Consider the following 20,117-nt stretch of genomic DNA (forward strand, 5'->3'; position numbering starts at 1 on the left):
GGCTCAGGCTGTTTCTAGGAATAAATACAATTCCGAGCGCCTTTTAGTTCTTGTGTTAGGTGACAGCGAATTTCTTGGCTAGCCAAAGCGAAATTGGCAGCAACAATAACACAATTATTCCAATCTGCCATCCTGCGAAAGCCGATGCAATGGTAGCATTTACAATAATTAGGGAAATAACGGCAGCTTTGACGGATTTACCAATGAGTTTTGGGTCTTGACTACGAATAGCTTTGATCAAAGGCGGCAATATCATGTAACTGAGTAAAGCTAAGAATGGCAGTACTTCCCATATCTCTGTGCCATGTACAATGGGCATAGCACCGATAACAAAGATCACAATCACATACATTGATAAACCGCCATAAAGCGCATTTCTGTTTTTGCCATGAACCTCACCACGACTGATCATGGTAATCGCCGCTACAAAAACCAAAGGAATCAATCCTAACGGCCAAAATGTGGATAACATTTCAGGAATGACTGATACACCTAGCAATAAATTTCCTGTTCGACAGAGTCCCATATTGATTGGGCCTATTATGTTCTGATGTTTGCCCCAGTAATCATAAAGTACTGCCAAGGCTGCTACTGCTAAGGCTATTCCTGCTGAGATCAAATTCACCTGTGCTGCTGCAATCACTCCTACGACTAAGAGCAAAAAGGACATCCAAGCGGCCTTAGACTTAGAAACTCTTCCGCTAGGAATTGGCCTCTCTGGTCTTTCGACAGCATCCAGCTCTGCATCAAACACATCGTTGAATGCTACTCCACCAGCATACAATCCAATTGTACTCAATGAAAGCCAAGCTAAATCTACTAGAAATTCATTGGTATCAGCTCCGAAGTCAATAACGATGTATGTCCAAGCGCCTGCAATAGCACAGCCTGCCCAAATATCAGCAATGGCTGTGACTACATTCGCGGGGCGAGTGAGTTGGAGATAGGCGAATAGGCGGGAAGAACCCATAATTAATTCTCTACAAAATCAGATGAACCTTCCACTCTAGGTGTTTGTCCACCCCGAAGTACTGAATTGCCGCTCATCTTTTTGGTTTGATCCAAAGGCGCTGCGTTTAACCAATCCTGCTCGTCCATTTGTCCACTTTGGCCAAAGGCAGTCAATGCATTTTGGTAAGTCACCAGTTTAATATGCTCCTCAGGAATTCCTGATTTACGCATAAGATCGGCAGTTTTTGGTACTGCCAGAGGATCAGAAATCCCCCAATCCGCTGCGGAATTGACGATTATCCTTGCTGGGCCATACTGCCGTACGATTTCCACCATGCGCTCCGAACCCATTTTGGTATGTGGATAAATAGTAAATCCAGCATAATACCCCCGATCCAACACTTCCTTCACTGTCTCCTCATTGTTATGATCAACGATCACCATTTTAGGATCCAATCCATGTTCTTCAGAGACGTCCATGCTCCGAATTGTTCCTTTTCTTTTATCCCTATGTGGTGTGTGGATAAGTACTGGAAGATCTACTTCTTTAGCTAACTCTAATTGAAGTCTATAAAACTTGTCTTCAGCTTCCGTTTGATCATCATAGCCAATTTCACCGATTGCTACCACACCTTCTTTGCCCACATAAAGTGGCAGTAATTCCATCACCTGCTCAGCCAAAGCTTCGTTATTCGCCTCTTTGGAATTCAAACCCATCGTGCAGTAATGCACAATGCCAAATTGACTGGCGCGAAAACGCTCCCAGCCCACAAGAGTACTGAAGTAATCTTTGAAGCTTCCAACTTCTGTCCTTGGTTGCCCCAACCAAAATGCAGGTTCAATCACTGCTACTATACCAGCTTTTTGCATGGCTTCATAGTCATCAGTTGTGCGGGATACGACGTGGATATGTGGATCTATATACATGGTATTTGAATTTAAAGTAGGGAGTGTGAAATTAGAGATTAAACGCGAGTTCGTTGGAATTCCGACCCAATGCTTTCCCAAGCAATAGCATCCATATCTAGTGTGGCAACTTGATCGGGGTATGATTGTAAGAGTTCTTGTGCTGGTAAATAGGCTGATTCTCTCAAAGTCAGCAATGCGGATTTGATTTGCAACTCGTCTTTGGTGGATAGAACTTTCTTCAGATCATCCAAGTATTTTTCATTGACAAATGGTGAAACCAATCGCCAAATTTCTGGCATAACGTCTCTTCCGGCTGCCCAGCGCTCATGTGCAAAATCCCTTGCTATTGCTGCCAAGGCAGGATTTCTTCTTTCCTCGAGCCCTTGAATCCTATACAATGGACGTTGCATAAAGATGGCCTTTAGTACCATCTGATTCCAGTTGGCCTCAGGGAAATACTTGGCGGGGAAAGGATTGTTCAAAGCAATCGCATCGAAGACTAGGGAGATATTGGTTCTTAATCCATCAATTGCTCGTGGGATTAATTCTTCCTGAAAAGGCATAAGTGGCAAGGCCGCAAATAATGCTTGATGCTCATTCATATCTGCAGTTTCAAAAAGCTGGTTCATTGCAGCAAACCAAGCCTCTTTTTCCTGTGGATAACTCAGCATCAGGACTGTGCGTGCAGTCTGTAATTGATCCCAGAATTCAGGTTGAAATCCTGTAAGCAGCTCATTTGCCTTCTTTAAGTCATTGTCAGAAAGCGATAGTTTTTCCTTTTTGAAATATCTTGATGCTTGGCTGAAGGCCAGAAAAAACTTTGAAGGAGTAGCTTCAAGGCTAATCTTTTCGACTTGTATACTGAGCCAGTCAAGACCTTTCTTAGTGGCCGAACTTTCAAGCGTTTGGGTGAGAAAGCTTATTAATTGATTTTCCATGATTTGAGTTGCCGTTTAGGGCTTAGCGTCAACTTTGCTGTAATTTTTTAAAATACGCTGAAATCTACCAGAATATCCACTTAGATAATGCTCAGCGGTAGGAAAAAGTGCCATACCTGACAAAAATCAGGATTTTCGACTTCACTGCTTCCATTGATGTACTCTACCAAACGTTAGCATGTCAAGCTAGCTTCTGTAATCATGCAATTTCGGATTATTCTAAGCTGGGTCTTCGATGGTATTCTGCTAGTTTGAAACCCAATCCCTTAAACTACATATAAGTTAATTTTCTAACTCGGGTATCGTAAAATAATCTCCGCTCTCCATACATTATTCTAATCATTGCAGATGGCCTAGGTAATGAGACATTGGGAATAAAGGGATCAGATGACCTTTCGAAATCTTCAGTTTTTGTTATTAGAAATTTCTTGGCTTTAATCTATCAACTCTGATTGATGAAACTTTTTGTGAAACTATCGTAAATGCAAAAAGCCTCCCCATATTGGGAGGCTTTTGCTATGTTTTGCGGAAAAGCTTATTTGATTAGCTCTTTTCTTTTTAGGATTGTTTCCATGAATTTTCGCTCATTTTCTGAATTGAAGATCCTGAATGGCAAATGGATAAACTGCGCCTTGGACATATAAAGGAGGTATGCGTCTTTACGCTTTTCAGCACTTTTAATCATATTCCACTGAACTGGCATTCCCTGCTTTGTATTGATTTTCATCAGTATCTGACGGCTATCTATTTCATAGGCCATCTTGTCAAATATGACTTTGTTCTGCTCCATCTGAGTTACTCCAGTGAATTGAATCGCCCAAAACAGGACGTAAAGGCCATAAGCTAGTACTGCTCCAATAATCCACCAGATCGATGCAATCCAGAAATATCCAAAAGCAATAGCTACCGCAATCGGAATCACCCACCACTGCTGTTTCAATACGTTTATTAGGGCAATTTTTATGTAGGTCCCTGCTGGGAGTTGATATTTCTTTGTTTTTACAATCATCACTTAGGTTTTTCAGTGCGCAAATATCCACCTATCCGTGGGATTAAGCAAGTCGAAATAAATCATAAAGCTGGCATTTCCTTTGAAACAAATTGCTGATGCCATTGATTTACTTGTGGTATTGAATTATATTATCTAAAATTTTTCACCATGAGCAGTCTTGTAATCGATTTGATTCTTTGTGGTTTGGCTTATGTCATACTAATCTATGTCATGGCGACCATGACCAAAAATTCCTTGAGAAAGGGTAATAACAGCCAAGATGAAGGAGATGGCGGAGTGGAGGATTTTACTCCACCTAAAATTGATTTGCCTCCAGGGGTGCAGTGGCCAAGTGATTCCCCAAAATCAAGAGTACCTGAACCAGTGGAATTTTAATGACACTTATTGCAGATTCCCTGCACTAGTAAATTCATTTCTTTCTTTTTAAAACCTGAAGGCAACTTTATGCTAGGCAGGTTAATCGATTCCAAGCAGGTAGTTTCTCCACAGATCTCGCATTTGAAATGCACATGCTCATGGTTGTGATCCTCTTCTTCGTGGGAACAAAGGGCATATTTAGTAGCTCCACTGTCATCGAGTACCTTGTGCACCACATCCTTATCCACAAAAGTCTTTAGCGTTCGGTAAATCGTAACCCGATCAAACTGGCTGTCCAGAGATTCTTCTAGATCCGAATGAGCTAAAGCAACTTGCTTATCGAGAAACTCGCGGATAATCTCTTGGCGACAATCTGTGATGCGAAGCTTATGCCTTTGTAGTATGGAAAGAGGAGATGACATGTTCATGAATTAGAAACAAAACTAATCAAAAATTGATTTCAAGACAGTTGTTTCTCGCAGCGGCGCGGCGGCGCAACGCTTTTTTCATTATTAAAATCTCAGAAAAATTGTAACCAATCTTTTCAATGATCTATCAACGTTTAAAAACTCTGGATGCTGATTTAACCATAATCAAATAGAAAGCGCAGCGTCGTTGCGTCGCCGCGAGAACTTTATTGAAAAAAAAAATGGGCGCCGATCCGACGCCCAATTAAGTTGTGCTTTACTATTGTTCTTACTTAGGATCAAGAATAGTATTTACTCTTTCTAGTGCATCTTCCAGGTGAAGCTTAGACATTCTGTCTGAAGTTCTGGAGATCGCAGACTTGATGTCTCTTTGAAGTATTTTCAATTCACCTCTTGCCATCGGTCTGATGTCTGACTGAGAAGCATTGATCTGAGTGCCATAGAATCTTCTAGCAGTAGCTGGGATATTTGGCCCATCTGTAGTCATCAAGTATTCCATACGCTCGATATACGCTCTCTGTAAAGCTCTTCTGTGAACGTCGATAGTTTTACCTGCTGGAAGTTCAGACCAGATGCCTTTTCTAAGATCATCGAATAGCTCAGTCATTTTGTAAGCTTCGTTACCATTCAAGGCTTCGTTTTCAATCACACGACCAAGTCTTCCTAGGTCAAGGACTGAATTCAATGTATTTGCTTGAACGCCACGAATTTGTTCTAAGGCTCCGAAATCTTCTGTTCTAGCAAAGATATCGTCTTGCATCATCCAAGTAGGAGTAGTGAAAAGCTCTTTGTTTAAGAACGCGACAGCAGATTTCTGGATGTCTTTCGCAGTATGCGTGTAAACTGGTAAATCCTGCCCAGTAGCTCTATAAACTTCAGCCACACCGCCGACATTGGTCTTCACATGACCCATGTATCTGTTGAATTGTGTGATCACTTGACCATACATTTCGTCTAGATCATCAAAGTCTTTGTAAGGCTTGTTAGGCTCAGCAGTCCATTCCATAAGGTTTGGCATGATGCGCTTCAAGTTTGCAATACCATATTCAGAAGCTTTCATAGAGTTGTCACCCAAATCTTCGCTTTGCGCAGTAGGGTCATAACTGTTTCCCTGACGGCCATATCTGTAAACTGGATCACCTTGCTTTTCCAAGATCCACTTATCCAATGTCATTAATTCATCTTCAGGAGTAGCAGCATCAGGAATTGGTCTATAACCCCAAGCGACAGCATACTTGTCGTATGGTCCCACATTTGGCATTAAGCTTACACCTTCGTCACCTGGCTGAGCTATGTAGTTAAATCTCGCGTAATCCATGATCGATGGAGCTGTGCCCATTTCTTTTGTAAATGCAGCATCTCTCAATTTCTCTACTGGATAAGCATGAGAAGAAGCAAAGTTGTGTGGAAGGCCAAGTGTGTGTCCTACTTCGTGAGAAGAGACAAATTGAACTAATCTACCCATTACTTCATCCTTAAACTGTACACTTTGCGCATCAGGATTGATAGCTGCTGTTTGGATGAAGAACCAGTTTCTAAGCAAGTTCATCACATTGTGATACCATCCGATATCAGATTCCAGGATTTCACCTGAACGGGGATCTGATACGTGAGGTCCGTATGCATTCTGGATATCAGAAGCGAAATATCTGATAACAGAATATCTTGCATCTTCTGGGCTCCAGTCTGGATCCTCCTCTTTGGTTGGAGCTAGTTTAGCTACAATAGCATTTTTGAAACCAGCAGCCTCAAACGCAACCTGCCAGTCATTCACACCAGCGATCAAGAATGGAATCCACTGCTTTGGAGTAGCCGGATCGATGTAATAAACAATCTGCTTTTTAGGCTCAACTAACTCGCCAGCCTTGAATTTTGCCATGTCTTCATCTTTCACTTCCAGTCTCCATCTGTCAAGGAAAGTACGTCTTTGCGCTTTTTGAGCGTCAGCACCATAATCAACTATAGATCTGCTAAACCAGCCTACACGCTGATCGCCCAGACGTTGTTTCATTGGCTCTTTAGGAAGAAGCAACATAGAAGAGTTCATCTCCAATGTGATTGAACCTGTTGAGCTATTTGAAGGTGGTTCACTTGCGATGTAAGTCATCACATATCTTGCCTCGATATTGATCGGGTAAGTATGGATATGCTCGATATATGATCTATCCGTGTCTAGACGAGTTACTTTGTATTGTGTACGCTGACCTTTAGGAAGACCCAAAGCTTGTACATCTTTCGCCCATAAATCTGTCGCTTCGATTACAATTCCCGTAGAATCTGTCGCTAGAGATTTGATGGAGAACTTCTGCAGCAATGGCTCCAAATTTGAGTTCTTCACCGCCAGAGCGATAGGAAGAGAATCTGCCGCAAAATTATTTACTGAGATAACTTTTAGGTGGATATCGTTGTTGTTCTTTTCCCAACGAAGCATAAGAGTGTTGGTGCGCTCACCACCATAACCTAGCCCATCGGCAGTTTTGGCGATAGTAGTGACCATCAGCATATCTCTGCCTAGCAGGGAATCAGGAATCTCGTAGTAATACTTGTCTTCAATTTGATGAACCTTGAAAAGGCCATCTTTTGTTTTTGCTTTTGCAGTGATGACCTCTTTGTAAGGTTTTGGATCTGAATCATTACCTTTCGGTTTGGTAGGAGTAGCTGGTGCTGCTGTTTCTTTCTTGGCGTCCTTTTTCTTCTTTTTCTGAGCAAAAGAGTCCGTAGAATAAAACATGACACCCATTACACCTACTACTAGAGTTAATCTTCTAAGTAATCTGGGTATGGTATTTCTCATAGTTATTATTTGGTTAAATATTTTCTAAACCGTGAATTTCCTGAAAGGATCTGTAAGGATTATCCATTTTTGATGAGCGGTATATTTATAAAGTTAAAGGTAGTTCAGTGAAACATAGACACAAAATTGTGGTGATTGGAGGTGGTCTGGCAGGCCTGATATCTACCTATTTACTGGCCAAAAACGGGCATGATGTGCTTTTGGTCGAAAAGAAAACTTATCCCTTTCATCGGGTTTGCGGAGAGTATTTATCCAATGAAGTCCTTGATTTTTTGAAAAGGGAAAATTTGATGCCTATAGCATACGACTTTCCTCAGGTCACTAATTTTCTATTCTCTGATACTTCCGGGAAAAGTGTCACAGTTCCACTGGGGTTGGGAGGTTTTGGCATTAGTAGATATGTCCTTGATGAGCATCTTTTCCAGAAAGTTTTAGAAAAAGGAGGCGAAGTGAAATCGGGGATGCAGGTAGAATCTGTATTGTTTGATGAAAAAGACGATCAGTTCCGACTAGAATTGGCTGATGGAGAATTTCTGAATGCGGATTATGTGATTGGTGCCTTTGGCAAAAGATCCAAGCTGGACAAGACCCTCAAGCGAAGTTTTATCGAAAAAAGAAGTCCTTATATAGGTGTAAAATATCATATAAAGGCAGATTTTGATAGGGAAGCAGTTGCGCTGTACAATTTCGAAGGAGGTTATTGCGGACTAAATGCTATCGAAGAGGGTAAAGGGAATCTATGTTATTTGGGCAATCGTGATCATCTCAGAAAGTACGGGTCCATTGAGGCAATGGAGCAGGAGGTTTTATGGAAAAACTCGAGCCTCAAGCATTTATTTACAGATAGCGAGTTTCTCTTCGAAAAGCCAGAAGTGATCAATGAGATCAATTTCGAGAGAAAGCATCCAGTGGAGAATCATATCCTCATGGCGGGCGATTCGGCAGGATTAATTACCCCACTTTGTGGCAATGGGATGGCTATGGCAATACAGTCTGGTAAGCTGGCAGCTGAATCTATTTTAGTAGGAAAGTCAAGGAAGGAAATTGAAACAAACTATGAGAGTTCCTGGAGATCGCATTTCGAAAGAAGGCTTTGGCTTGGACGTAAAGTCCAACGTCTTTTTGGGGCTAAGCAGGCTTCAGTTTTCACAAGAAAGCTCATTCAACATGTACCTTTTGTGGCAAAGCAGATCATAAAAAACACGCATGGCAAGCCATTCTAGTAGCCCAACGCCTGTAGGATTTGAGTGTTTTCTAGAAAGTAATAAATGAAAAAAGCATTGAGCGCGAGTGCAGAGAAATAATTCATCCCCATGGCACATTTGTAATTCGCATATTTTATGGGATTTAGTCGGATAAAGCTAAACCAAGTCAAAAAGTAAAGCATGATAGGTGTCATCGCTGCGAGGTAAACCCAAAGTATGTCTGTTTGATTTCGACCTAGAAAATACCACGCGAAAGCTGCTCCGGTAATCATAAACGCCAAAGCCGAAAAGAGGAAAGTCCCCTTAATTCCTAATAACAAACTTAAGGTGAGGTCTCCTCTTCGGCTATCTTCTCCATGCTGATACACTTGTGTGAGTGGATAGTTCCCCCAGAGCATCAGACTAGTCAAAAGCCCCGCAATCAACACGTGAGGCTTATATAGCACTTCCCAACTTAAATTACTGAGACCTGCGTAGGCCATGGCAAAGGTGAAATAACCCTGAAATAATCCCGCAATAAACCAACTCAGCCAAGGGTACTTTTTGATACGGATGGAAGGGTGTGAGTAGGCCATGCTTACCAATCCATAAATCAGGAGCATGAAAGCAAAGCTGAAGTTGATACTGGCTCCAATGCCAATTGCAATCAGGAAAAAGACTAAAGAAAGCCAATAGAGATCTTTGGTGACTTTCGGAGGATGCTTCATCCCGCCTATACTTTCTTCATCCTTGTCAAAGTAACTATTATAACCATTACTGGAAGGATAAAGAAAGAGGTGAATAGCAATGAACACCCACAGGATTCTTGATTCATTGTGATTGGGGGTAAGTGCCAGCGCAAAGAAATATACCGGCATCAAAAAGAGCGAAAATGGAATGCGAAGATGCTTAAGGCTGGAAACGGAAATCATATCGTAATTGAGGTTTGGATTATAACTATTCTGAATTGAGATGGTTACAATGCATTCAGCCAATTTAGATATATTCAAGTAACTTGATCTAATGAAATATTTAATGGAAGAAAAATTTCGGCATCCTTTTAGGATAGAAAACTCTAGCACATCATGCCAAAGGTGCATGATGGCTAATTCATTGAATTTAAATTTCTTCCTATGAATACTAGTATAGTAAGTATTGGCTTGGCAAATCCAGGAAAACCAATTGACCAGTCTGCCATTGCTAGCTTTATGCAGCGAGCGCATCAGTTGGATGATTTGGAGGCGAGAAAGCTGAATTTTCTTTATCGTAAATCAGGAATTTCCAGTCGATACAGTGTGTTAACTGATTTTGAGAAGACCGATTCACAAGATTTTACTTTTTTTCCTAAGTCTGAAGATTTTGAACCCTTCCCTGGAACTAAAGCTAGAATGGAGGTTTTTAGACAAACAGCCCCAGGGCTTTGTGAAGAAGCTGTTACGAGTTGCCTAGCCAAAACTGAAATAAAGCCCTCAGAAATAACCCATTTGATTTTGGTTTCCTGCACTGGAATGGTTGCTCCAGGAGTAGAGTTGGAATTAATGAAAAGGTTGGATTTAGATGATTCTATTGAACGCTATTGTGTTCATTTTATGGGATGTTATGCGGCCTTTACCGGGTTGAAATTGGCAGATAAAATTGTCAGAGCTGAGCCAGAAGCCAAAGTACTGTTGGTGTGTGTTGAACTTTGCACGTTACATTTTCAGAAAGAATATGTGGAAGATAACATTCTTGCCAATTCACTTTTTGGGGATGGAGCTGCAGCAGCGCTCGTGATGAAGTCCAGTTCTGGTTTGAAAGTTAATTCTTACCTCAGCCAAGTGCTCCGCGAAGGTGAAAGTGATATGGCTTGGGGTATAGGTGATTTTGGATTTGAAATGCGACTCAGTAAGTATATACCTACACTTTTGGATCAGGGCATTCAACAATTGAAAGAAGTATTTGAACAAAAATTTAAGTTGTCCACAGTGGATAACTTTGCGATTCATCCTGGAGGAAAACAGATTCTTCAAAAGGTGCAAGAAGCTTTTGACTTGCCCGAATCAGTAAATGAACATGCGAAAGAAGTGCTGAATCAGTTCGGAAATATGTCTTCTGCTACCATACTTTTTGTGCTGGAGCGAATGATGAATGATAATGAAATTCAGGGAAAAATCCTTTCCATGGGTTTTGGGCCAGGCCTTACGTTGGAAACCTTACTACTTGAAAAGTCATGAGCATTTTTGCGCAGCGAAGTGAGGAAAAAGAGCTGATGGATGACCTGAACTGCTCGGGTGAAGAACTTAATCAAACTTTGCGGGAGCTAAAAACCATCAATCGTTGGCTAGGCGGAAACTATGTGACTACATCTGGTCTAGCGAAAATTTTTAAAAGTTATCCACAAGAGTCCTATGCAGTAGCAGACATTGGATGTGGAGGGGGAGATATGATCCGAGTGATGCATGACTGGGCAAAAAGTCAGAAAAATGAGGTGAACTTTACAGGAATCGATGCAAACAGGAACATTATCGACCTCGCAGCGGTTAGACTAGCTGACTTACCCGAAGTTGCCTGGAGGAGCCAGAATGTATTCGACGCTGAATTCTCCGAAGAGAAAGTAGATATCTCTACTTGCACGCTCTTTACACATCATTTCACAGATAGCGAATTAGTAGAATTGCTGATATCTCTCCGGAGAAAATCCCGATTGGGCATAGTGATTAACGATTTGCATCGACATCCATTCGCTTTTTATAGCATCAAGTGGTTGACTTGGTTATTTAGCAAATCTAAAATGGTGCAACACGATGCATCGCTTTCAGTTTTGAGGAGTTTTTCCAGATCAGATTGGAATAGAATATTACGGTCTGCCCAGATGGATAATTTTAAGATTAGCTGGCATTGGGCTTTTCGCTGGCAAGTCACTATTGTATTTTAAAGAATAACTAACCTAAAAATAGTTTATAATGGAAATTTCCGAAGAAACCATCAATGCATTTTATGAGAACGCTATTGACTTAGCATATGTAATTGTACCAAGAATTTTGTTTGCCATAATTTTTTATTTCGTTGGTAAATTTATAGTAAATATCCTCCTGAAGGGATTGAGGAATCTTTTGGAAAAAAAGGAGACTAATCCTTCTCTAAATGAATTTCTTTTTGGGTTTGTTAAAATCGTATTATTCATCACCCTATTTATGGGAGTGGCAAGTATTCTGGGTGCTCCATTAGGATCTACAGTAGCCATATTTGGTGCAGCAGGCTTGGCTATAGGCTTGGCTTTGCAAGGATCTCTTTCAAATTTTGCCGGAGGTATTCTGATTTTAGGTTTTAAACCGTTTGAAGTAGGTGATGTCATTGTTGCACAGGGACATACTGGGACAGTTTCTAAAATTCAGATTTTGTATACCCACCTGATGACATTTGATAATTTAGAGGTCGTTATCCCAAATGGTAGTCTGGCTAATTCGGATATCGTGAACATGAGTACTCAAGCGACCAGGAGGACCGAACTTAAAGTTGGTGTAGCTTATGGAACAAACATTAAGGTGGCAAAAGAAATTTTGCTGAATATCTTTGAGAATGACCCACGTGCCTTAAAGGATCCTGCTCCTTTCGTAGCTCTTACAAATTTTGGGGATAGTTCTCTGGATCTAATTGTCAGAGTTTGGGCTAAGTCGAGCGAATTATGGCCAATGCACTTTGATGGAATGGAGTCTATTAATACTGAATTTGAGAAAGCAGGGATTGAAATTCCTTTCCCACAACGTGTTGTTCATCAGATTAGGGAAAAGGCAGCTGAAGAAGAATCAAATTCTGAAGATGTTTAACATCAGTAAAAAAGGCGATCATTTGATCGCCTTTTTTGTGCTTAGAACTTTTTGATTATCTCATCAAGAGATTTTCTATGGATATCAGGAACGTATGTTTCTGCTTTTGCATAGCCCACCGGAATCAGTAGATAAGGTTTCTCATTGAAAGGCCTTTCCAATATTTCACTTAAAAAATTCATAGGGCTTGGCGTATGTGTCACAGCTACTAAACCGGCCTGATGTATAGCTGCATGTAAAAATCCACAAGCTATCCCGACAGATTCATTTACATAATAATGCTGTACTTTTTCGCCATTTTCTATACCATAAGATTGCTTGAAAACAACGATCAGATAAGGCGCTTCCTCTAGAAAGGGCTTTTCCCAGTTTGTTCCAAGTGGTTTTAAGTCAGATTTCCATTTATCAGGCATTCTTGTCGAATAGCTGATTTTCTCCTCTTCTTCAGCTGCTTCCCGTATTTTTTTCTTAATAATGGGATCTGAAATGAGGCAAAAGGTCCATGGCTGCTTATGTGCGCCAGACGGAGCTGTGCTGGCCGTGAGGATGATTTTCTCTAAGACTTCCAGAGGAACAGGCCTCTTGTCAAATTCACGCACCGTGCGTCTTTGATCCATCACCTGATAAAACTGCTCAGAGCGGTGGATCATTTCTTCGGGACTGAGTTGGAGAGATTCATATCGAATATGCTCAAATCCCTTAATTTTTTTCTTTTCCATAAACAAAAACGGCTACCTCGAAAGATAGCCGTTATGATTTTATTTTTGGAAGGAGAATTAGTCTAGTGTTACTTCCTTGGATCCAGTTGGATAGAAAATGGTAGCCATTTTATCACATGTACCATTACCGTAATCCACTGTCACTTCAATATCATTGAATTGAAATGCTATAATACCTGAATTAGGAATGGTGACTCCAGACTCGATGCAGCTTTTGGTGAAAATCAAATCATCAGTAACAGAGGAAGTGTATGCCATTCCGCTTCGATTAGTTCCGGAGGCAGTTCCAGTGATAGAGACTTCATATCCTCCTTGGGTACTCAATTTTAGGTTACGCATCTGATCACTTGTAATAGTAGCAGATGTAGCGTCAGGCCAAGTTACTTTTCCGTTTAGGATTTTCACTTCTAGGCTGATGCTATTCGATTCTTGATCTACGCCCTTATTTGTCATTGTTCTAGTTCCTTCCACCTTCAAGCCATTTACTTCGTAGCCATCAAATGTGGTGGTGATTTTCGCCCCAGGGAAAAGAAGATTTCCTGTGTAGGCTAGATTGATGATTCCTTTTCTAATTGTGCCATTTGTACTAGTACAGCCATCACCAAAATTAATTGTGATTTTCTTTGTGCTCTCGTCAATAGAAACTATCGCGCCTTCGCACAGATTACCTGCAGGAATGCTAGCTGTGGTTCTTGCGCTTAGCCCAGAGTTACTTAATACTGTAAGCGAGATGTTATCCAGGTCCTCAAAGGCCATGTTGACTTCTGCGTCATCGGTAACTACGGTAAGGTTAGGCTCAGGAGGAGTGTCGTTCATGTTATTACAACTCGTGAAGGCCATTGCGCTTCCTAGTAGTAGAAATAAGAGTGTGGGATTGAATGTGTTTTTCATAAGGATAATAGCTTGGTTAAGTTTTACTTGTTATTGAGATGATTTCTTTTTGGTGTTATCGGCCCCTTTGGTTTTTCCGCCTACACAGCCGATGTTTTGAGTAAATGGGATGTCATTTGGTATAATACCCATGCCTTCAGAGAGATCCCATTCTTCTACTTCTGTTTCCTTTTCAGGTGGGCTTTTACTTTTATTAGTTTTCATACTTGCAGTGGTTAGTTGTAAACGTCAAACACTCGCTTAAAATTTTAATAAGTGGCAAGGATTGCGCCAAATTGAATAGTTAGCTTACTTCAATTCATATCTTTGGGCATGAAAGGATTTGATTTTGAAAATTCTGGTCTCTCAGAGAAGTTGAAAACCGTAAAAGGAAAGGCTGGCACCTTGTCCTTTCTTCGGTTGATTGTCTTTTTTGCCATGGGCGGGTTTTTTGTGTTGTCCGTTTCGGATAGCCCAGTTTGGTTTTTGTTTTTCGGGATTTCGGTGGTTGCTTTTATTTCTTTAATTAGAAAATACAATGATCAGAAAGACCAGGAGGCTATTTATTTGGCTTTGGAGAAAATGAATCTCGCTAGAGAAAAGAGAGTTTCCAGAAAGCTAAAAGGCTTAGATGCGGGAGTTGAATTTCAGGAGAAAACACATCCTTTTTCCAATGATTTAGATCTCTTTGGAGATCATTCTCTTTTTCAGCTTTTGAATCATACCGTTTCCAATAAAGGAAAGGAAAGACTTGCCGCACAGATTAAATCAGCGTTTGATCTCGATCAAGCTGCTGCTTTGCGTACAGCTTCAGCTGAATTATCCACCAAATCAGATTTCCTTCAAGCCATGGAGAGCATAGGGAATGCTTTCTATAATGAAGAGAAATCAAACTCGGGATGGGTTAATTGGCTGAATACAGAGGATAAAAGCTCCCTATTAATTTCGATTTTCGCCTTCGTCGGACCTATTGGAGGACTTGCTCTTTCTGTATTAACCTATATAGGAATCGTGCCGGGGGCATTAGTTGGTGTTTGGGTTTTGATAGGAATGGCCTTTTTGGGTTTGGTATTCAAGTCTTTGAAAAAAGCGGCTGAATCGATTCCAAGTAGAGACCAACTGAAGACTTATAGATATTGGCTAGCGGTATTGGAAGAGGAGCAGTTTGATTCCCCACTTTTGAAAAAGATGCAGGCACCATTCCTCACCAAAGAGGTGAAAGCATCTACACTTTTTGACCAGCTAGATAGTTTAGGATTATGGATTCAAAATCGAATCAATATCCTATACATACCCCTTAACTTCTTTTTCTGGACAGATTTGTTCTTATACGTGAAATTAGTCTCTTGGAAGAAAAAGCATGGGAATCTAGTTGCCAATTTCCCAGCCCAACTAGTGGAATGGGAAGTTATGATTTCATTAGGTGCGTTTGAAAAAGAAGTAGGCGGGAAAGGTAAAGTGATTACTGTAGCTCAGGGTATGGAAGGCAAAGTGGTTTCTCATCCCCTGCTTGAACCAGGAGTAGCTGTGCCAAATGATTTCGTAATAGACGAGAACCAGCGCATCATTTTGCTCACTGGAGCAAATATGAGTGGAAAAACTACCTTCATGCGAACGCTGGGAATTAATTGTGTGTTGGTCAATCTAGGTTTGAGTCCTTTTGCCGAGGAGTTTGGTTTCTCTGAGTTTCAGCTTTACACAAGTATGAGAAATACAGATAACTTAGGAGAAAGTGTCAGTTCCTTTTATGCTGAACTTAGCCGGATCAAGCAACTGATAGATAGAATCGAGAAGGGTGAGCATATCTTCTTCTTGCTGGATGAAATATTGAAAGGGACGAATACTGAGGATCGTATTGCAGGATCAGAAGCGCTGATCAGGCAGGTAGATAATACAAATGCAATTGGGATAATCAGTACCCATGATATTGAGTTAGCAGAGTTGGAGGAAAGAATTGATTCTGTACAGAATTACAGTTTTCATTCTGAAATCCACGATCAAAATATTGACTTTGATTACAAAATTAAAAGGGGAGCATGCCCGAGTTTTAATGCACATAAACTCATGGAATTGATGGGAATTCGCTTTCAAAACGAAAAGTAGATTTCCACACCTGAGATTATTTTATATTTCAAAAAAACTATGACTATACCATCGCAACCACCCATATTGGGAGTCCTCGGAGGAGGTCAATTGGGCCGAATGCTTATTCAATCGGCTATCAATTACAATCAAGATATCCACATTTTGGATCCAGATCCAAATGCTCCATGCAAGGATCTTTCGCAGCGATTTACTGTGGGTTCACTGAAGGATTTTGATACGGTTTATGCTTTTGGTCATGGCTGCGATGTGATTACTGTAGAGATTGAAAGTGTTAATACAGAAGCACTTGAGAAATTACAGCGTGAAGGGAAGAAAGTTTATCCACAGCCACACATTTTAAGTTTGATCAAGGATAAGCGTAAGCAGAAGCAATTTTATCAATTGCATGGAATTCCCACTGCTGATTTTATTTTGACGGTAGACAAAGCTGATGTTATCAACAATGCTGGTTTTCTTCCTGCTGTAAACAAGTTGGGCAAAGAAGGCTACGATGGACGTGGTGTTCAAGTCTTGCGAACTGAAGCTGATTTGGACCTTGCTTTTGATGCGCCGGGGCTGTTGGAAAAGTTGATTGACTTCGAAAGAGAGATTGCAGTCACCGTTGCCAGAAATGAAGCTGGAGACTTAGTTGCTTATCCTGCTGTAGAATGCGCTTTTCACCCAACCGCTAATCTGGTTGAGTTTCTTTTTGCGCCAGCAGAAATATCCAAAGAAGTAGCTGAAAAGGCTGAGCAAATAGCAAAAGACGTGATCCTTAAATTGGGAATGGTCGGTATTCTTGCAGTGGAAATGTTTGTAACCAAAGAAGGAGAGGTATTGGTTAACGAAGTAGCTCCAAGGCCACATAATAGTGGACATCATACCATAGAGGCTAATTTCACCTCTCAGTTTGAGCAGCATTTACGCTCAGTAATGAACTGGCCGCTAGGCAATCCAGATTTGAGATGTCCTGCTGCAATGATTAATTTGCTAGGAGAAGAAGGTTTCACCGGACCGGTTTTGGTAGAAGGTCAAGACGAAGCAATAGCTGAGCAGGGAGTTTATATCCATATGTATGGAAAGAAGATCACCAAGCCATTCAGAAAAATGGGACATGTGACCATCTTATCAGATACGGTGGAAGGACTGAAGGAGAAAGCACAACGAATCAAAGAGTTAATCAAAATCAAATCTATATAATGAATCCACAGGTAGGTATTATTATGGGAAGTCAGTCGGATCTTCCGATTATGGCAGAGGCTGCAGAGATGCTTGAAGAATTGGGAGTGCCCTATGAATTGACGGTAGTCTCTGCACATCGTACCCCACAGCGTATGATTGATTATGCGCATTCAGCTCGTGAGCGTGGCATCAAAGTGATTGTAGCTGGAGCGGGTGGAGCAGCGCATTTGCCTGGCATGGTAGCATCTATGACTAGTCTGCCAGTAATTGGCGTGCCGATCAAAAGCTCTAATTCTATCGATGGCTGGGATAGTATTTTGTCCATTTTGCAGATGCCAGGAGGTATTCCTGTAGCGACAGTCGCACTTAATGGAGGGAAAAATGCCGGCATTCTTGCCGCTTCGATTGTAGGTTCTTTTGATGCTAAAGTGGGTGAAAGCTTAGATGCTTACAAAAAGACGCTTAAAGAAAAAGTGGAAGAATCCGCAGCATTGATAGAAGCCAAAGGCTGGAAAGAAATACTTAAGAAATAAAAAATGCGGCTGAAGAGCCGCATTTCAATTGTTTACCATGAATTGGAAAAAGATTATTCGATTTAAGATCGGGGATGTGCCCTGGGAAGTTCCTCTGGATGTATTAGTGCTGGTGGGAGTAATCACACTAGTATTGATGGGCGTTGGTGCTTATTTTGGTTTCCAATTTGGAAGAAGTTAATCAGTAAAGATTCCCCAACCGTCATCATTTTTTTCGTTAGTGTCAAATCCCTTTTGCCAGTCAATAAACAGCAAGCGATATTCCTCAATAGCCTCTCGAAGTAGCTCTAAATGCTCTTCAGCATGAGTTTCTTCCATGCCTAATTGATAGGTCATAGCATTCAGGCTTTTTGCGTGAACTTTCATGATGACAGCTTTTTCCATTTTCAGGACGTAGTCAGAGATGCTTTCAGCTCCAGCGAATTTGGCACTCATCACCATCGCATCTTCCATCATGATATTGCCATAAAGCTCCTTACGAGCCTCGTCGAGGCTTCCTACTAGTGCTCGAGTGAGGCGAAAGATATCTTTCGCCTTCTTCATCAATGGGTGCTTGTATATCTTTTCGTGCTCCTTACGTGCATCGAACTCATCGTCCTCATCCCATCCTGCCTCATCGTCATCTTCGTCATCCCACATGGCAGAAGTTTTTTAGAATGGTAACTTGTCTTCTTCTCCTTCAGAGTGGAATGTATCTACCTCAGGCATTGCTGAAGGTGCAGCAGATGATCCTCCATTTCTGTCTACTTTGAACGCTTTCACTTCTGTGTACCAACGGCCATTGTATTCGCGGCTTTCCACGTCAATGCTCAATGTTACATTTTCACCTTGATTAATAGAAAACTGGTCGATTTTGTCTCCCCAAAGTGATACACACACTTTTTTAGGGTATTGGCCTCCTGTTTCTAGGATGAATTCCTGCTTTCTCCAGGCGTTGCCACTTTTTGAATTTCCACCTACTTCGGGTAGCTTTTGGATTACTTTTCCACTCAATTCCATTGTCGTATTTTTAAATTTCTATCTCTGCGAAGGTACACAATGCACTTGAAAATTTCATTTTGCATTACAGCATATTAGTTTACTCTGAAAGATGATTTTAACATTTTTTGGCATTATCATTGGTAATTACGAAGTCAGGATTTTAGTACGTTCAAATATAATATCGCAATTGAATATTTTTGAAGAATATAATTTGGATTGCGTTCGTAATAGTAATTGAGATACAAAATCCTTGAATTTTCTTTGCAGAGTTGTTTTCGAAATCATACTTTTAAGTCATCTTCTTTTTCTTTCACCCTTACCAGATACTATGGCCTAGACCTTTACGTTTATAATAAACCAACTTAAAATGAGTAAACGAATTGGTCCTAAGGACAGCGAGTTGATAGCACAGTATCGAAACGGCAGTGATGCTGCCTTTGATCTTTTAGTAGATCGATACCAAAGTAAAATGTACACCACAATATTTCTGATCGTTAAGGATCAGAAGGTAGCTGAGGATTTACTTCAAGATGTATTTGTCAAAGTGGTCAAAACACTTAATTCAGACAAGTACAACGAAGAAGGAAAATTTCAGCCATGGGTGATGCGGATAGCTCACAATCTGGCCATTGATTATTTCAGAAAAGCCAAGAGGTATCCTACCATATTAATGGAGGACGGTTCGAATATTTTCAATTCGCTGAGGTTTGCGGAGGAAAATGTAGAGGATCGTCAGGTAAGAGAAGAGAATATCGAGCTAGTGAAGCGCCTAATAGAGGAGCTTCCTGAGACTCAAAAACAGGTCTTGATTATGCGACATTACTTGGATATGAGTTTCCAGGAAATAGCAGATCAGACGGGCGTAAGTATTAATACTGCGTTGGGGAGAATGCGATACGCGCTGATCCACCTGCGGAAGAAGATGAAACAACTAAATTTTGCATATGACAAAACCATTTACCCCAAATGATCTGGTAAGATATATCTACCAGGAAATGTCGGAGGTAGAGCAAGAACTCTTAGTGCAAGCCTTGCATAGTGATGATTCACTAATGCAAGAATACATAGAAATGCTGAGCACAATAGAGCAAATGGATCAAATCCAGCTTCAACCTTCGGAAAAAGTAGTACAAGCGATCAAGTCGAGAGCTCAATCTACGGGACTCGAGCGAGTCTGACAATATGGTAATCCCGCACGTTGCGGGATTTTTTTTGTTTAAATGGGTTTGCTGGCGCAGTTGGCGCAAGGTACTATCTTTAAAAACTAGAAGTTTTAGATTTTTTTTACCTTTACGATACCGGAGAGGAAGCATGCAGTGACTGTTCACTTGGATGTTTACCTTGTGTAGTGCCGACTTGATCGGCACT

Annotated in this window: 23 protein-coding genes; 11 read left to right on the top strand and 12 right to left on the bottom strand. The window is 40.9% G+C overall.

The genetic code is table 11. The annotated features are described in order from the left end of the window. Positions 1 to 55: 55 nt before the first annotated feature. The 4 genes from eboC to ESV85_RS04475 form a co-directional block, all read right to left on the bottom strand. Positions 56 to 970, bottom strand: coding sequence for a UbiA-like protein EboC (gene eboC, locus ESV85_RS04460; protein ID WP_146915088.1), 915 nt, complete (start codon positions 968 to 970; stop codon positions 56 to 58). Between the two features lie 2 nt (positions 971 to 972). Next, positions 973 to 1,878, bottom strand: coding sequence for a TatD family hydrolase (locus ESV85_RS04465; protein WP_146915090.1), 906 nt, complete (start codon positions 1,876 to 1,878; stop codon positions 973 to 975). Between the two features lie 38 nt (positions 1,879 to 1,916). Then, positions 1,917 to 2,798: an EboA domain-containing protein gene (locus ESV85_RS04470; protein ID WP_146915092.1), complete on the bottom strand. Its 882-nt coding sequence runs from the start codon at positions 2,796 to 2,798 to the stop codon at positions 1,917 to 1,919. 535 nt (positions 2,799 to 3,333) lie between these two features. Beyond that, complete coding sequence (locus ESV85_RS04475) at positions 3,334 to 3,807, bottom strand: YcxB family protein (RefSeq protein WP_146915094.1); 474 nt, start codon at positions 3,805 to 3,807, stop codon at positions 3,334 to 3,336. 150 nt (positions 3,808 to 3,957) lie between these two features. Here ESV85_RS04475 and ESV85_RS04480 point away from each other — a divergent pair, with 150 nt between their 5' ends. Further along, positions 3,958 to 4,185: a hypothetical protein gene (locus ESV85_RS04480; RefSeq protein ID WP_146915096.1), complete on the top strand. Its 228-nt coding sequence runs from the start codon at positions 3,958 to 3,960 to the stop codon at positions 4,183 to 4,185. On the opposite strand, the gene ESV85_RS04485 is transcribed toward ESV85_RS04480, so the two are convergent. Together ESV85_RS04485 and ESV85_RS04490 are read right to left on the bottom strand one after the other, a co-directional pair. Continuing rightward, positions 4,182 to 4,589: a Fur family transcriptional regulator gene (locus ESV85_RS04485; protein ID WP_146915098.1), complete on the bottom strand. Its 408-nt coding sequence runs from the start codon at positions 4,587 to 4,589 to the stop codon at positions 4,182 to 4,184. The two genes, ESV85_RS04480 and ESV85_RS04485, sit on opposite strands and share 4 nt — an antisense overlap. A 274-nt stretch (positions 4,590 to 4,863) precedes the next feature. Then, positions 4,864 to 7,389 (bottom strand): zinc-dependent metalloprotease, encoded by a 2,526-nt coding sequence (locus tag ESV85_RS04490; RefSeq protein ID WP_146915100.1) that lies wholly within the window; start codon positions 7,387 to 7,389, stop codon positions 4,864 to 4,866. A 107-nt stretch (positions 7,390 to 7,496) separates the two neighbouring features. Between ESV85_RS04490 and ESV85_RS04495 the strand changes: the two genes are divergently transcribed. Beyond that, complete coding sequence (locus tag ESV85_RS04495; protein WP_146915102.1) at positions 7,497 to 8,612, top strand: NAD(P)/FAD-dependent oxidoreductase; 1,116 nt, start codon at positions 7,497 to 7,499, stop codon at positions 8,610 to 8,612. Here ESV85_RS04495 and ESV85_RS04500 read toward each other — a convergent pair. Next, positions 8,609 to 9,583: a UbiA family prenyltransferase gene (locus ESV85_RS04500; RefSeq protein WP_317130767.1), complete on the bottom strand. Its 975-nt coding sequence runs from the start codon at positions 9,581 to 9,583 to the stop codon at positions 8,609 to 8,611. The genes ESV85_RS04495 and ESV85_RS04500 overlap by 4 nt on opposite strands. 123 nt (positions 9,584 to 9,706) lie before the next feature. Here ESV85_RS04500 and ESV85_RS04505 point away from each other — a divergent pair, with 123 nt between their 5' ends. The 3 genes from ESV85_RS04505 to ESV85_RS04515 are packed head-to-tail and all read left to right on the top strand — an operon-like array spanning position 9,707 to position 12,379. Next, positions 9,707 to 10,786 (top strand): type III polyketide synthase, encoded by a 1,080-nt coding sequence (locus ESV85_RS04505; protein WP_146915104.1) that lies wholly within the window; start codon positions 9,707 to 9,709, stop codon positions 10,784 to 10,786. Further along, the gene (locus tag ESV85_RS04510; protein ID WP_146915106.1) at positions 10,783 to 11,487 is read left to right on the top strand and encodes a methyltransferase domain-containing protein; all 705 of its coding nucleotides are present in this window, start codon (positions 10,783 to 10,785) and stop codon (positions 11,485 to 11,487) included. Before ESV85_RS04505 ends, ESV85_RS04510 begins: the two co-directional genes overlap by 4 nt. 28 nt (positions 11,488 to 11,515) lie before the next feature. Further along, positions 11,516 to 12,379 (top strand): mechanosensitive ion channel family protein, encoded by an 864-nt coding sequence (locus ESV85_RS04515; protein ID WP_146915108.1) that lies wholly within the window; start codon positions 11,516 to 11,518, stop codon positions 12,377 to 12,379. Positions 12,380 to 12,420: 41 nt separating this feature from the next. Here the strand turns inward: ESV85_RS04515 and ESV85_RS04520 are convergent, their stop codons facing one another. From ESV85_RS04520 to ESV85_RS22190, 3 genes are read right to left on the bottom strand one after another with little or no spacing between them, the layout of a single operon-like run. Then, positions 12,421 to 13,098, bottom strand: a complete 678-nt coding sequence (locus tag ESV85_RS04520) for a nitroreductase family protein (RefSeq protein ID WP_146915109.1) — start codon at positions 13,096 to 13,098, stop codon at positions 12,421 to 12,423. A gap of 57 nt (positions 13,099 to 13,155) precedes the next feature. Then, complete coding sequence (locus ESV85_RS04525) at positions 13,156 to 13,989, bottom strand: hypothetical protein (RefSeq protein WP_146915111.1); 834 nt, start codon at positions 13,987 to 13,989, stop codon at positions 13,156 to 13,158. 30 nt (positions 13,990 to 14,019) lie between these two features. After that, positions 14,020 to 14,193, bottom strand: coding sequence for a hypothetical protein (locus ESV85_RS22190; protein WP_191321902.1), 174 nt, complete (start codon positions 14,191 to 14,193; stop codon positions 14,020 to 14,022). Positions 14,194 to 14,301: 108 nt separating this feature from the next. Between ESV85_RS22190 and ESV85_RS04530 the strand changes: the two genes are divergently transcribed. Genes ESV85_RS04530 through ESV85_RS22195 form a run of 4 tightly spaced genes read left to right on the top strand, consistent with a single transcriptional unit; the run spans position 14,302 to position 17,949 of the window. Beyond that, positions 14,302 to 16,071 carry a MutS-related protein gene (locus ESV85_RS04530; protein ID WP_146915113.1) on the top strand — a complete coding sequence of 590 codons (1,770 nt, stop codon included), beginning with the start codon at positions 14,302 to 14,304 and terminating at the stop codon, positions 16,069 to 16,071. A gap of 39 nt (positions 16,072 to 16,110) precedes the next feature. Then, positions 16,111 to 17,253: a 5-(carboxyamino)imidazole ribonucleotide synthase gene (locus tag ESV85_RS04535; protein ID WP_146915115.1), complete on the top strand. Its 1,143-nt coding sequence runs from the start codon at positions 16,111 to 16,113 to the stop codon at positions 17,251 to 17,253. Further along, positions 17,253 to 17,768: a 5-(carboxyamino)imidazole ribonucleotide mutase gene (gene purE, locus ESV85_RS04540; protein WP_146915117.1), complete on the top strand. Its 516-nt coding sequence runs from the start codon at positions 17,253 to 17,255 to the stop codon at positions 17,766 to 17,768. Before ESV85_RS04535 ends, purE begins: the two co-directional genes overlap by 1 nt. Positions 17,769 to 17,805: 37 nt before the next feature. Next, positions 17,806 to 17,949, top strand: a complete 144-nt coding sequence (locus ESV85_RS22195; protein ID WP_191321903.1) for a hypothetical protein — start codon at positions 17,806 to 17,808, stop codon at positions 17,947 to 17,949. Here ESV85_RS22195 and ESV85_RS04545 read toward each other — a convergent pair. Together ESV85_RS04545 and ESV85_RS04550 are read right to left on the bottom strand one after the other, a co-directional pair. After that, positions 17,946 to 18,407 carry a hypothetical protein gene (locus ESV85_RS04545; protein ID WP_146915119.1) on the bottom strand — a complete coding sequence of 154 codons (462 nt, stop codon included), beginning with the start codon at positions 18,405 to 18,407 and terminating at the stop codon, positions 17,946 to 17,948. The genes ESV85_RS22195 and ESV85_RS04545 overlap by 4 nt on opposite strands. A 12-nt stretch (positions 18,408 to 18,419) precedes the next feature. After that, a complete protein-coding gene (locus tag ESV85_RS04550) occupies positions 18,420 to 18,767 on the bottom strand; it encodes a DUF3127 domain-containing protein (RefSeq protein ID WP_146915120.1) in 348 nt (115 codons plus the stop codon). A 349-nt stretch (positions 18,768 to 19,116) separates the two neighbouring features. Here ESV85_RS04550 and ESV85_RS04555 point away from each other — a divergent pair, with 349 nt between their 5' ends. Beyond that, positions 19,117 to 19,719, top strand: coding sequence for an RNA polymerase sigma factor (locus tag ESV85_RS04555; protein WP_146915122.1), 603 nt, complete (start codon positions 19,117 to 19,119; stop codon positions 19,717 to 19,719). After that, on the top strand, positions 19,694 to 19,927 hold the full coding sequence (locus ESV85_RS04560) for a hypothetical protein (RefSeq protein ID WP_146915124.1): 234 nt from the start codon (positions 19,694 to 19,696) through the stop codon (positions 19,925 to 19,927). The genes ESV85_RS04555 and ESV85_RS04560 overlap by 26 nt, the downstream gene beginning before the upstream one ends. Positions 19,928 to 20,117 lie beyond the last annotated feature (190 nt).

The sequence above is a fragment of the Algoriphagus aquimarinus genome (assembly GCF_007997215.1).
GTDB classification, from domain to species: Bacteria; Bacteroidota; Bacteroidia; order Cytophagales; family Cyclobacteriaceae; genus Algoriphagus; species Algoriphagus aquimarinus_A.

Bases quoted from the DNA above. Each gene is read 5' to 3' on its own strand.
- eboC (WP_146915088.1), bottom strand. From the start codon at position 970: ATGGGTTCTTCCCGCCTATTCGCCTATCTCCAACTCACTCGCCCCGCG.
- ESV85_RS04465 (WP_146915090.1), bottom strand. From the start codon at position 1,878: ATGTATATAGATCCACATATCCACGTCGTATCCCGCACAACTGATGAC.
- ESV85_RS04470 (WP_146915092.1), bottom strand. From the start codon at position 2,798: ATGGAAAATCAATTAATAAGCTTTCTCACCCAAACGCTTGAAAGTTCG.
- ESV85_RS04475 (WP_146915094.1), bottom strand. From the start codon at position 3,807: ATGATTGTAAAAACAAAGAAATATCAACTCCCAGCAGGGACCTACATA.
- ESV85_RS04480 (WP_146915096.1), top strand. From the start codon at position 3,958: ATGAGCAGTCTTGTAATCGATTTGATTCTTTGTGGTTTGGCTTATGTC.
- ESV85_RS04485 (WP_146915098.1), bottom strand. From the start codon at position 4,589: ATGTCATCTCCTCTTTCCATACTACAAAGGCATAAGCTTCGCATCACA.
- ESV85_RS04490 (WP_146915100.1), bottom strand. From the start codon at position 7,389: ATGAGAAATACCATACCCAGATTACTTAGAAGATTAACTCTAGTAGTA.
- ESV85_RS04505 (WP_146915104.1), top strand. From the start codon at position 9,707: ATGAATACTAGTATAGTAAGTATTGGCTTGGCAAATCCAGGAAAACCA.
- ESV85_RS04510 (WP_146915106.1), top strand. From the start codon at position 10,783: ATGAGCATTTTTGCGCAGCGAAGTGAGGAAAAAGAGCTGATGGATGAC.
- ESV85_RS04515 (WP_146915108.1), top strand. From the start codon at position 11,516: ATGGAAATTTCCGAAGAAACCATCAATGCATTTTATGAGAACGCTATT.
- ESV85_RS04520 (WP_146915109.1), bottom strand. From the start codon at position 13,098: ATGGAAAAGAAAAAAATTAAGGGATTTGAGCATATTCGATATGAATCT.
- ESV85_RS04525 (WP_146915111.1), bottom strand. From the start codon at position 13,989: ATGAAAAACACATTCAATCCCACACTCTTATTTCTACTACTAGGAAGC.
- ESV85_RS22190 (WP_191321902.1), bottom strand. From the start codon at position 14,193: ATGAAAACTAATAAAAGTAAAAGCCCACCTGAAAAGGAAACAGAAGTA.
- ESV85_RS04530 (WP_146915113.1), top strand. From the start codon at position 14,302: ATGAAAGGATTTGATTTTGAAAATTCTGGTCTCTCAGAGAAGTTGAAA.
- ESV85_RS04535 (WP_146915115.1), top strand. From the start codon at position 16,111: ATGACTATACCATCGCAACCACCCATATTGGGAGTCCTCGGAGGAGGT.
- purE (WP_146915117.1), top strand. From the start codon at position 17,253: ATGAATCCACAGGTAGGTATTATTATGGGAAGTCAGTCGGATCTTCCG.
- ESV85_RS22195 (WP_191321903.1), top strand. From the start codon at position 17,806: ATGAATTGGAAAAAGATTATTCGATTTAAGATCGGGGATGTGCCCTGG.
- ESV85_RS04545 (WP_146915119.1), bottom strand. From the start codon at position 18,407: ATGTGGGATGACGAAGATGACGATGAGGCAGGATGGGATGAGGACGAT.
- ESV85_RS04550 (WP_146915120.1), bottom strand. From the start codon at position 18,767: ATGGAATTGAGTGGAAAAGTAATCCAAAAGCTACCCGAAGTAGGTGGA.
- ESV85_RS04555 (WP_146915122.1), top strand. From the start codon at position 19,117: ATGAGTAAACGAATTGGTCCTAAGGACAGCGAGTTGATAGCACAGTAT.
- ESV85_RS04560 (WP_146915124.1), top strand. From the start codon at position 19,694: ATGACAAAACCATTTACCCCAAATGATCTGGTAAGATATATCTACCAG.